The sequence below is a fragment of the Halomonas sp. ATBC28 genome (genome assembly GCF_005937175.1).
Lineage (GTDB): Bacteria > Pseudomonadota > Gammaproteobacteria > Pseudomonadales > Halomonadaceae > Vreelandella > Vreelandella titanicae.
On the sequence record NZ_VCQL01000043.1, the window covers coordinates 1 to 11,918 of the forward strand.

Consider the following 11,918-nt stretch of genomic DNA (forward strand, 5'->3'; position numbering starts at 1 on the left):
GAGTCTTTCTCTTCTTGTTCTGGTACTCGGCTTCGGAGAAGGTGATTTGATCCATGGCAGCACTGAATCCTATGCAGTTGACGATAGCCGTATTATCACTGATGGCAGTGACTTTTTCAGAGCTTCCCTTAGAACTTTATTCCTCTCATTATTAATTTAGTTTTTCACTACTAGCTTTATTAAGAGCTCGTGGCGGGCTAACTTTCAAGCGCTGCAGTATTTTTGAAAAAAATTTATTATAGAAAGTCTTCCTGAATCCTAACTGAAAAATAAAAATTATGAGAAAATAACGTACAGCTGCTTGTTTTAAATGCATTTTCAAAGGATGGATGCCTGGTTCCCTTTCCTTGATTTTTCTTCTAGGTTGTTCTAGCTTTATTATGCTAAGCAATAACTATGGTGAATAAAATCTGGTTTAATAAATGGAGAATCGAGATGGATTTCAAAAAATATGAAAATTGCATTGAAGCTTGTCATATATGCGCTGCTTATTGCGAAAAGTGTGCAACTGAGTGCCTAAAAGAAGACGACGTAAAAATGATGGCGGAATGTATTCGCCTTGACATGCAATGTGCTCAAATTTGTCGGTTAGCCGCCTCATTTATGGCACAAGAAAGTGAGTTTGCGCACGAGATCTGCCGTCTATGTGCCGACATTTGTAAGAAATGTGGTGATGAGTGTGCAAAACATGATGCAACCCATTGCCAAGAGTGTGCTCAAGCTTGTCATCGCTGCGCTGAAGAATGTGCCGCAATGGCCAGCTAAGCTTCAAGCCAGCCGGGGCAAGCGCTCCGGCTCGACGTGAACTTCTATGGAGAAATTCATTTGCTTTAACTCAGGCTTTCAAATTATTGAGGTAATTATTTTGAAATAAACTCTAGTAGAAGCAAGCCTACTGCGAGCCTCTTTTAAGGAAACGCTGCATAAATACGACCGTTGCTGCCTAAGTGCCACCGGCAGGGCAAAATACAGTTTTCCACTACCCGCCAGAGTTCTCGATGAAACAGATCTCGTTTGCTCAGGCTGAGCACCAGAACAATAAGAAGGTCACCCGCCGGGAACGGTTCCTGGGACAGATGTTGCGGATCTACTTCCTTCAGCAACGGTATGCACTGGTCGACGAAGCGCTTGAAGATGCCATCTATGACAGCCACGCCATGCGCGACTTCATCTGTATCGATTTGGTCATCAAGAGTGTTCCCGACGCGACTGATCTTTCTTATTCAGTTTAGTGACAGTGGTATTGTGGGTCGCCTGTTCGATCAGGCCCCACATGAAGTGACGAAGAACCATAAAAAAGCTTGGGCATACGCCCAAGCAATCGATCAAAACAGCGGATATGCTACTAACTCACCCTAGAAACTATACTGGGCAGCCACCATCACGCGGCTCGCGTCCTCTTCACGGCCATCGGCCAGCTCCGTTTCGAAGTAGCCGTACTCAATTCCGTACATCAAGCGTTCGTTGGGAGTCCACACTAAGTTAAGGAATGTATTCTTGTTCTTTCTACCCGCATTCCCACCCACGGTAGTGTCGCCTAAATCGACATCGGTATAGCCATGAGACGCATTCAGTGAATACTGCGGCGATACTTGATAAGAAAGACCAACGGCTCCGCCAACGCCAGATAGCGTTTGCAGCTTACCGTTGGTATCGACGTAGGCATCGGCACCGTTGAAGTAATCGCCAGACAGATAGAGGTAACTATTCGCCCCCTCGCTGGCGTTCACGATCGCTCTCAAGGTCACCGGTCCGGCATGGTAGGCACCTGCGGCGAAGGCCCCATAGCCCATTTCCGTATCCTTTTCGCTGCCGGTGTCGTACTTCAGCTGCCGGGCGATGCCGGCGATTGAGTAGGAAAAGTCACCCATACTATCTTCATAGCGCAGGCTCAACGCGGGCATCGATGACATGGCATCGTCATTATCCGGTAGCAAATCATCTTCTGGCACTGAGCCATCTATATTCTCAGCCAATTGAGCTTGAGGGTCTTCCGCGGCTAATGAGAATCCTCCCGTGGTGTAGCGCAACTGGGCCAAGCGTGACCCATAGCCATTGCTACCCGCAGTTCCAAAGAAGTCAAGTGTGGGCGTGGAAGCGACAAAGGTGGTGTAATTCGACCAGGTTTGCCCTGCCAGAATGCCATTCCAGGATCCATAGGCATGCCGTAATCTGAAGCGCGTATTGTCATCGTTATAGGATCAGAAATCCCCCTCGATAACGGTGTAAAGCGTGCTCCCCTCGACAGGCGTACTGGTCCGAAAGCCGATACGGCTCTGTGTGGCAGATGCCTGGAACTGATCGCCGACCTTATCTTCCGACCTTTCGATATCTCCAAAGTAACCTTCGTTAGCCGACCCGGCATCTTGATCGAAGCTGTAGGCCATATTGAGCCTAGCGTAACCATACAGCCCCACGGTGGTATCTCCCACCTGGATTTCCAGGGCCAGCGCAGAAGTCGTCCCCATTGCCAGGGCCATAGCCGTCAGTCCGCCTAGGGAAGCCTTTTTTTTGTTATTCCACATGATGACACCTTTTTATGAATTGGTTTGTTTTTACGCCGATTGCGGCACTATAAAGTTAGCGAAAACTCCTGAATTAAAGCTGAATTTGTTTGCCGAGATACTAGTTTTTCATAAAGAAGGTCAGCTCATGGCTGACCTTCTTAATTCATGTCAAAACTAAAGGATATCAATAGGCGACATGTAGTTCATAACTGTTATCATCACTGCCTCCCCTTGATCTTCCTGTCACCTCAAGCTGATAATTGCCCGGTTGCAGCTGACGAATAAGTTCGAAGTGCCCCCGTGGGCTGGAAGCTTCTGCTACCTGCTGTCCCGCCTCATTATAAAGAACAGCTGAAATGCGGTTGCCAGTGCTGGTAAATCCTGGAAAGTGCTCACTCACTACTTTCAGTGTAGTCGCTTGTTCAATGTTAATATTGAAACGCTTAGGTTGCCCCTGGGCAAGCATCTGTGTAGAAGATACGCCTCTTTCTAGTAAGGGAAGATTCTGTGTTGTATTGCCTAAGCTCGCTAATACAGGTGTAGAGAGGATACTTGCTACTACTGCACTAAAAACAATTGCTTTAATTTTCATGGTGGTTTACTCCGTTGGTTATTTACAATTTAATAATAACCTTAGAGTATGAATTGAAGCTGAATTTAGTGGTTTTTTAGCAAAAAAAACGCCACCTTCCGGTGGCGCAAGTTATAGAGTGCTTAACGATTTAAAACATTAACCTGACACCTGCCACCACGCCGGTATCTTCGGTATTATTCCCACCAGCACGAGATAGGTCAGCGGTATCGCCATACTCTTTTACCCAGTAAGCGCCCACGTAAGGCGCAAAGCGTCTGGTCACTTCGTAGCCCAGGCGCATGCCGACACGCACTGAGTTAAGGCCCTCACCCACACCAAACTCCTCAACTTCGCTGGCAGCTACGGCAATTTCGGTGCGCGGCTGCAGGTAGAGCCGCTGTGTCAGGCGCAGATCGTACTCGCCCTCAAAACTAGCGGCCACGTCGCCATCTTCACTCACTTGCATAGCAACGTCGGTTTCAATGCCGTAGGGCATCACACCTTGTAGGCCGACAACCCCATAGGTGCGTTCGGCGTGATCATCGGAGAACACACCTCCTTGGTAACCGATACCCCCCTGTAACTCCCAAAAATCAGCCACTAGGCGACTATAGAGTAGTTCCAGGGATTCAAACTCAGCATCTTCACCGTCGCCTTGGACATTCTCGCCTTCTGACTTCAGGTAAACACGGTTGATATCACCGCCATACCAGCCTTGAAAGTCCCACACGACGGCCTCCTCGCCGTTATCGGGTACGCTATATTCAAGACGATCAAAGAGCGCCATACCCATATTGTGTTCCATCGTGGGCGCTGGCCAATCTTTCGGCGCGTCGTAACCGTCTTCCGCATGGGCAGCGGTGGTCATGACAAACGCTAAGCTAATGCCAGTAAAATAAAGCTTAGTTTTCATACTGCCTCCTTAAGAAACCTGAACAACGCGGAACATTCCGGCATCCATGTGATAAAGCAGGTGGCAATGGAACGCCCAACTGCCTTCAGCATCTGCCGTAATCAGCGCCGAAACCCGCTCGCCGGGCTTAACGTTCAGGGTGTGTTTGCGCGGAATTAGCTCGCCCTGACCGTTTTCCAGCTCCATCCACATACCGTGGAGGTGGATAGGATGCTCCATCATGGTGTCGTTGATCAGGATTAGGCGCAGCCGCTCATCTTTCACAAAATGGATTGGGCCGGTCACTTCGCTAAACTTCTTGCCGTCGAACGACCACATGTAACGTTCCATGTTGCCGGTCAGGTGCAGCTCAAGCTCACGGCCTGGTTCGCGGCGGTCAGGCCATGGCGTGAAGGCTTTAAGATCGCGGTAGACGAGTACTCGACGTTCGTTGGGGTCGATGCCTATGCCCGCCTGGTCGTAGCGAGAGCCGGGCTGGGCTTCACCGGCAATGAGAATGCCGTTTTCGCCGACTTTCGCCTGCTCGCCCGACATGCCGCCCATATTAGAATGATCCATGCCCTCCATGTTGGAGTGATCCATCCCCTCCATATTAGAGTGATCCATGCCTTCCATACCAGCATCGTCACCGCTCATTCCCGGCATATTGGAGTGATCCATACCTTCCATATTCGACATGCCTGAATGATCCATGCCTTCCATGTCACCCATGCCATGAGCGCCCATGGCTTCCATGCCGCGGTCGGCAATTTGGCGGCGCTTGGGAATCTCCGCCTGCATGCCTTCACGCGGGGCTAGCGTGGCGCGAGCGTAGCCACTCCGATCCATGGCTTCGGCGAAGATGGTATAGGCTCGATCATCTTCTGGTGAAACAAGCACATCGTACGTTTCCGCCACGCCAATACGGAACTCATCAACAGGCACGGGTTGCACTGGCTGGCCATCGGCAGCAACGATGGTCATCTTCAAACCAGGTATACGTACATCAAAGTATGACATCGCCGACCCGTTAATCACGCGTAGTCGTACCCGCTCACCAGCCTTGAACAGCGCATTCCAGTTTTCTTGGGGGGAGTGACCGTTAAGCAGGTAGGTATAAGTACTGCCGGTCACATCGGCAATATCCCGAGAACTCATGCGCATTTTGGCCCACATACCGCGCATCTCGGCGGTTTGTGAGAAACCCTTTTCGCGAACATCGGCGAAAAAATCAGCAATCGTGCGCTCTTGGAAGTTGTAATAGCCTTCCATGGTTTTCAGATTACGAAATACCGACATGGGGTCTTCAAAGGTCCAGTCGGTGAGCAGTAGCACATGCTCACGGTCATAGCGGATGGGTTCGCGCTCGGCGGCGTCAATTATCAACGGCCCGGCGTGGCCGAGCTGTTCCTGCAAGCCGGAGTGGCTGTGGTACCAGTAGGTACCGTTCTGGCGGACAGGAAAACGGTAGGTGAAGGTTTCACCAGGTGCTATGCCTGCAAAACTGACCCCAGGCACACCGTCCATCTCCGGTGGCAAGATGAGGCCATGCCAATGGATCGACGTGGACTCATCCAGCAGGTTGGTCACACGCAGTACGGCGTCTTGACCTTCTTTCAGACGAATCAGTGGGCCAGGGCTAGTACCGTTAATGCTAATAGGGTGGGCTTCTTGTCCGTCAATCGGAATGGATTCACGGCGGATAGCCAGTGATATCTCGGGCCCTTCTTCGACGCCCTGTGCATAGACATTCGTACGGCCCCAGGGGTTTGCCCAGGCGGGAGTTAGCCCCATTGCGGCAGCGGAACCTAACCCTAAGGCAGCCCCGCCTTTTAGGACCTGCCGGCGAGAAAGGGGGTGAGAAATAATGCTTGAGCGTGCCATGTGTAACTCCCATCAATGATGAATGGCACCATCTTGATGGAAGAACCTGAAACAAAGCTGAATAATGATTAATTAGCTACTTCACCCGCTAGAGGCAGGGTAATCGTAACGCGCAAGCCCCCCAGTGGACTACGCTCAAAATGTGGGTGCCCCAAGTAACGTTCAACTAACTGCGCAAGAATCGACAGGCCTAAACCGTAGCCGGGACGGCGTTCATCCAGTCGTGCGCCACGCTCTCCCAAGCGCGAAAGATCCTCTTCTGCAACGCCGAGGCCGTCATCATCAATGGTGAGCGTGAGTGTGGTAGCGGAGACGGCAATAACACAATTAACGCACCTATTTGACCATTTGCCAGCGTTATCGAGCACGATGCCTAATATTTCAGAAAAGTCGTGAGCCTCAATAGGCACTTGGTCTTTCTCGCCTGCCGAGTGGGCGAGGTTGAAGATACGCTCAGGGTAAAGGCTGCGGAACATCTCGATGAGCCGTGAACTATCACGCGTGACGTTGGCCATTCGCCCCGCGTTAGGGCCTGCAATACGTGAGCGACGCAGCTCCGCATCCAGCTGGGCGTTAATATCCTCAATACGGCTGAGCAGTTTATGGCGTCGGGTTTCATCAATGGGCCGATTGCCACGCAGTACTTGGGTAACGGCTGCCAGCGGGGTTTTTAATGCATGTGATAGGTTCGCGACCGACTCTCTGGAGCGCTTCAAGCGAAGGTCAATGTCATCCATAAACCAGTTCAACTGGTCGACTAATTCATCTAGCTCAGAAGGGGCTATTAATGACAAGCGATCACGTTTGCCCGCTCGCAATGCTTCAAGCTGTTGACGCAGTTGCCAGAGTGGCTTAAGTCCACGATTAACCGCTAACATGTTGAGTATGATGAGCATTCCTAACAGCACGCTGGCAATCCCACCGACCCACCAGTGCAATGTTGCAAGCCCTGCTTCTACTTGAGAGAAGTCCTCACCCACCAGCAGCACACCCTGCGTGCCCTGCCATTCAAAATGGCGACGATAGACGAGCATGTGTTGCTCGCCGCGATTCACGTCTATTAGAGCATTGCCGCTTTCATCTAGCAGCGGAGCCAGCTGTTGCTGCCATTGTGGGTCGGAAGCGCTGACCGAGCCGTTGAAGCGGAGTACGTAGAGATGATGAAAGACTTGATAGCCTTGGCTAACCGAGTCAAGCGCGGCAGGCACGGCGGCTTCACCTTGCTCAAGCTGCGTGACGGCATGGTCGGCTTCGCGCTGAAGACGCTCACCCAAAAAATCCCGAGCAAGATTCTGTAACAATATGCCATGCAGTAGCCAGGTCGTCACCACTACGAATAGTGCCACGCCTCCTAGCCAGGCGAGTAGTCGAAAACGTAAACTGCGCCGATCAATGTGAAGCAAAGAAATACCCCTGGCCGCGGCGAGTTTGGATAATTGATTTGCCTAGATAACGGCGCAGACGAGCGACATAGACTTCGACCAAGTTAGGTGCGGCGGCATCCTGTTCCAGGGCATAGAGCTGCTCTAATAACTGCTCTTTGGAGTGAATGCGATCTGGATGCAGCATTAAGTAGCGTAGTAATCGAAACTCCGTCGCCGTGAGCGAACGCCAAGTTTCTCCCTCTAGACATACTCGTTGGCCTGCTTTATCCAGCGATACGCCATTGAGCGTCACGACTTGAGATAACTGACCAGACTGCCTGCGCAGCAGTGCCTTCAAACGGGCCATAAGCTCGGCTTCATGGAAGGGTTTTGCTAGGTAATCATCGGCACCCGTTTCAAGACCAATGACTTTATCTTCCCAAGTATCGCGCGCCGTCAAGATCAAGATAGGCGTGCTGCGTTTTTGCTTGCGCCACTGGGCTAGTAGATCTAGTCCCGAGCCATCGGGCAAACCGAGATCTAAGATAGCCAGCTCGTAATGCTCGGTTGCCATGAGCGACTTGGCCGCTTTCAATGAAGCGGCCAAGTCGACAAGGTAACCGTTGTCCTTGAGACTCTCTGCCAAGCTTTCTGCCAGCAAATCATCATCTTCGAGTAGCAACAGTTTCATGGGTAAACGTCAGATTAGAAAGTAAAATTGCCGTACATGCCGGATTCGTAATGGCCGGGAATGTTACAAGCATACTCTAGCTCGTTAGTATTATCAGGAACACTCCATAATAGAGTCCCGGTCTCACCAGGTGCAATTGTGACGCCTGCCATGCTCATATTGGCCATATCGTGGCCTTCACCTTGTGACATGTTTGACATGTCATGACCTTCGCCATTTGCCATGTCTAGCATCATTTGACGATGCTCTTCCTGGGCTTCTTTACTGCCAATCACAAATTCATGCTCTAAATTGCCGGTGTTGGTGATTTCAAATTTAACCACCTCCCCAGCCGCCAGTTCTAGCTCTTCAGGGTCGAACCACATATCGCCAGCCTCAAGGCTGATCGTGCGGTCAACGTCAGCCTCGGTTAGGTTATTGCCACCACCGCCGTGGCCGGGTGCAGCCAGCGCCGCGCCCGTGATCAGACTTAATGAAAGGGCAAACAAAGACGTTGTTAAAAGAGTGTAGCGCATGGTCATTTACCTCAGAGGTTATTGTCACCCGTTCTTTATACGGTGTTAACCTGAAACGAGCCTGAACCTACAGTAAAAATATGACCTGCCGGATAAGTAGCTATCACGAAAACTTGCAAGCGCAAGGCCTTATTTCGGGACCTTTTTTAATTCAATACAGCATCTTCCGCTTAATAGTGAAATTTGTTCAGTTGCCGATGTCGGCAGCAGGGATGCTCTTGGTCATCACTGCGCATCATTGTCGGCAGAAAATAGTTGCCCCTTGTTGATGATGATGGTAGCGCTAGTTACTTTTATCGCTATGACCGGACGTCGGCTTTCCACTTCATCTATATTAACCCTTGTGTCTACATTTCCTGAAAGTTTTGCCACAAGATGTTAATGCGAGCGTACAAGCACCATGAGCGCTCATCATCGACGTTGATCTATCAGCAGAAGGTGTAGCTCGTTAAATATCGCCCTCATGAACTCAATGACCAGCCGATGCTGGCCAGTTTGATCTAGATCAGCGTGAAAAAACCAGAGGACAGCTCTTGCAAAAGACCAGTGGCTCCCCAGGGATGACAGAAGCAGAAAGGCTGAACCAGCACTGCACCTGTATCACTCTAGACCGACGAGCAGCCACCCAAAGTCTTATCGACCAGTTGGGCGACGATGCCGATGAGGCCTTTATCCGTTCGACCTGGCATCAACTTTTCTCGAATGTCGCTGTCTTTGTCCCATCTCAGGTTCTGGAGCAGATGAGGGCCACTGTTCAGGCCATAGAAAACGCCGCCGCTCTTCCCGACTATCAGCGACAAGTACTGTCTTGGGCCCCGCAAAGTGCACAGTTAAACCCCGGCCCAGTAGGTGTCTTCATGGGCTATGATTTCCATCTCGGCGAGGACGGGCCTCGCCTCATCGAAATCAATACCAATGCCGGAGGTGCATTTCTTAACGCGATCCTGGTACGGGCCCAACTGCAGTGTTGTGGTGATGCTAAAAGTGCGGCCGGGTCTGCCGACTTCGAGGCTAAAGTGATAGCCCAGTTCGAGAGCGAATGGCGTGCCCAGCGTGGCAATGGACGTCTGGAGAGGATAGCTATCGTTGATGATCAGCCTATGGGGCAATACCTCTATCCTGAATTCAAACTTGCCCAGCAGTTATTACGGCGTCATGGCATTGATGCTCTCATCCTCTCGCCTGGCGACCTTCGGTATGAGTCAGGCATGCTATACAGCGGCGGTAAGCGAGTAGATATGGTTTACAATCGCTTAGTGGATTTTGGGCTCGAAGCACCCGGAAACTCCGCCTTACACTCTGCCTGGTTGGACGGAGGCGCAGTCATAACCCCAAATCCCCATGCACACGCATTGTTCGCGGACAAACGCAACTTGGCTGTGTTATCAGATCCCGCGACGCTTATGGCTTGGGGGTTGAGCGCTCAAAATGCCGAATTACTTCGCTCTTGTATTCCCCGTACCTTACAGGTCAGCGCTGATAATGCTGATACCCTTTGGCAACAGCGACGGCAGTGGTTCTTCAAACCTGTCGCAGGCCACGGAAGTAAGGGAGTGTACCGGGGAAGTAAACTCACCAAAAAAACATTCAGCCAAATCTTGGAAAGCGACTATATTGCCCAGGCCCATGTGCCTCCCTCCGAACGCCTCGTTCTGGTCGATGGACAGCGTAAAAATCTCAAGGTCGACGTTAGACTGTATACCTATCGCGGCACACTGTTAATGGCCGAGGCTGTGTGAAAACGTAGTACCGACTATACTCTACCCATGACAGATCGTGGGAGGTACCGATGAAACGTTTCGTTGCAGGTGAATCCCGGTCCCAAGCTACGTTGTTTCCTGAGCTTCTGGATGATTTCGTTACTGAAGACAACCCGGTTCGGGCCATTGAAGTTTTTGTAGACGCTCTCGACCTCAAACAGCTGGGTTTCAAAGGTATTGATCCCCAGGCAACGGGTCGGCCCGCCTATCACCCCGCTGTACTTCTAAAAATCTATCTTTACGGTTACCTCAACCGCGTGCAATCCAGCCGCCGACTTGAACGTGAGGCGCAGCGGAATGTTGAACTCATGTGGCTAACGGAGCGCCTCGCACCGGACTTCAAAACGATTGCCGATTTCCGCAAGCACAATGGCAAAGCGATCCAAGCCACCTGTCGAGACTTTGTCGTTATATGTCGGCGTCTAGGGCTTTTTTCACAGTCGGTCATGGCAATCGATGGTAGCAAATTTAAGGCAGTCAACAATCGAGACCGCAACTTTACCTTGGCCAAAATGAAACGCCGCGCAGAAGAAATCGATAAGAGTATCGAGCGCTATTTACGCCAACTCGACGCAATGAACCAAGGCTCCACCGTTGTCACAGAAGCGCAGACGACAGGGTTGAAGGAAAAGATCGCCTCCCTCACAGAAGAAGTTCAGCAACTGCAATCCATTGAAATTCAAAGGACCGAGGCCCCTGATCAGCAAATCTCGTTGACGGACCCAGATGCTCGCTCCATGACGACGCGAGGAACGGGAATCGTGGGCTACAACGTTCAGACGGCTGTCGATAGCCAGCATCATCTGATTGTCGCCCATGAAGTCACTAATGTCGGCAGTGACCGGCGTCAGCTTTATCGGATGGCCAAGCAAGCACGCGATGCTAGCGGCGTCAGTGATCTCCACGTCGTCGCTGATCGCGGTTATTTTACAGGTAATGAAATTCTTGCGTGTCATGAGGCCGGTATTACGACGTATCTCCCTAAGCCCAAAACTTCGCCAAACCAGGCCAAAGGTATGTTTCCTAGGGAAGCGTTCCGATATGTGCCTGAACGTAATGAATATCGCTGTCCCGCGAGAGAGCGGCTTATTTGGCGCTTCAAGAACGTCGAAAAAGGCCAGACGCTACATTGCTATTGGAGTTCGGCCTGTCCGAATTGCTCAATGAAGTCGCAATGCACCACAGGTATTTATCGGCGCATTAAACGCTGGGAACACGAAGAAGTATTGGAGGCGGTAACATCACGTCTGGATCAGACGCCGGATATAATGCGCACCCGTCGTCAAACGGTTGAACATCCCTTTGGCACGTTGAAAGCGTGGATGGGTGCGACACACTTTTTAACCAAAGGGCTTAAGAACGTCGGAACGGAAATGAGTCTTCATGTGCTTGCCTACAACATGAAACGCGTCATGAATATCCTTGGCCCCAAGGGTCTGATCCAGGCATTGCGGGCATAAGGCCTTAGTCCGGACCTAGCTCTGCCAAGCTTGCGGTAGCCAATAACGCGCTTTTGTAAGGGCTTCTTAGGCTTTATCTCGATTAACGTCGGATTTGGCATATGAAATGAAAGCGTTCTGATCTGTCTTGCTAGCCGATAGTCGGTAAGCGCTCCAATAACCCCATCTAGGCAGTCATTGCCTAGACCGGTAAGGTCTCTTTCCACTGCCAGGGCAGTAGCGTGTTGAGGTCATCGTCGTTGAGAGAGGGTAGCGTCTCAAAGACGTGCTG

General features: G+C 51.1%; 10 protein-coding genes and 2 pseudogenes. 4 read left to right on the forward strand and 8 right to left on the reverse strand.

The features are described 5' to 3' along the window. Window positions 1-435: 435 nt before the first annotated feature. Both E0L35_RS24875 and E0L35_RS24880 read left to right on the forward strand, forming a co-directional pair. Entirely contained in the window at window positions 436-765 is a 330-nt protein-coding gene (locus tag E0L35_RS24875; protein WP_022522194.1) for a four-helix bundle copper-binding protein, read from the forward strand. Between the two features lie 233 nt (window positions 766-998). Further along, window positions 999-1,217: pseudogene (locus E0L35_RS24880) on the forward strand (transposase); the annotation flags it as partial. A gap of 138 nt (window positions 1,218-1,355) precedes the next feature. Here E0L35_RS24880 and E0L35_RS24885 read toward each other — a convergent pair. The 8 genes and pseudogenes from E0L35_RS24885 to E0L35_RS24920 form a co-directional block, all read right to left on the reverse strand. After that, window positions 1,356-2,180, reverse strand: a pseudogene (locus E0L35_RS24885) (DcaP family trimeric outer membrane transporter); the annotation flags it as partial. Window positions 2,181-2,201: 21 nt separating this feature from the next. Beyond that, window positions 2,202-2,525, reverse strand: coding sequence for a hypothetical protein (locus E0L35_RS24890; RefSeq protein WP_022522197.1), 324 nt, complete (start codon window positions 2,523-2,525; stop codon window positions 2,202-2,204). A 166-nt stretch (window positions 2,526-2,691) separates the two neighbouring features. Then, window positions 2,692-3,099 (reverse strand): hypothetical protein, encoded by a 408-nt coding sequence (locus E0L35_RS24895; RefSeq protein ID WP_022522198.1) that lies wholly within the window; start codon window positions 3,097-3,099, stop codon window positions 2,692-2,694. Between the two features lie 130 nt (window positions 3,100-3,229). Continuing rightward, a complete protein-coding gene (locus E0L35_RS24900; RefSeq protein ID WP_008957453.1) occupies window positions 3,230-3,994 on the reverse strand; it encodes a copper resistance protein B in 765 nt (254 codons plus the stop codon). Between the two features lie 9 nt (window positions 3,995-4,003). Further along, the gene (locus E0L35_RS24905) at window positions 4,004-5,857 is read right to left on the reverse strand and encodes a copper resistance system multicopper oxidase (RefSeq protein ID WP_009288247.1); all 1,854 of its coding nucleotides are present in this window, start codon (window positions 5,855-5,857) and stop codon (window positions 4,004-4,006) included. Window positions 5,858-5,925: 68 nt separating this feature from the next. Beyond that, window positions 5,926-7,260: a sensor histidine kinase gene (locus tag E0L35_RS24910; protein WP_138801694.1), complete on the reverse strand. Its 1,335-nt coding sequence runs from the start codon at window positions 7,258-7,260 to the stop codon at window positions 5,926-5,928. Next, window positions 7,247-7,912: a response regulator transcription factor gene (locus E0L35_RS24915; RefSeq protein WP_008957450.1), complete on the reverse strand. Its 666-nt coding sequence runs from the start codon at window positions 7,910-7,912 to the stop codon at window positions 7,247-7,249. The genes E0L35_RS24910 and E0L35_RS24915 overlap by 14 nt, the downstream gene beginning before the upstream one ends. A gap of 14 nt (window positions 7,913-7,926) precedes the next feature. Continuing rightward, window positions 7,927-8,427, reverse strand: coding sequence for a plastocyanin/azurin family copper-binding protein (locus E0L35_RS24920; RefSeq protein ID WP_022522201.1), 501 nt, complete (start codon window positions 8,425-8,427; stop codon window positions 7,927-7,929). A gap of 560 nt (window positions 8,428-8,987) precedes the next feature. Here E0L35_RS24920 and E0L35_RS24925 point away from each other — a divergent pair. Beyond that, window positions 8,988-10,166 (forward strand): circularly permuted type 2 ATP-grasp protein, encoded by a 1,179-nt coding sequence (locus E0L35_RS24925; protein WP_138801695.1) that lies wholly within the window; start codon window positions 8,988-8,990, stop codon window positions 10,164-10,166. 50 nt (window positions 10,167-10,216) lie between these two features. Then, a complete protein-coding gene (locus E0L35_RS24930) occupies window positions 10,217-11,647 on the forward strand; it encodes an IS1182 family transposase (RefSeq protein WP_138801696.1) in 1,431 nt (476 codons plus the stop codon). The last annotated feature ends 271 nt before the right edge of the window (window positions 11,648-11,918 follow it).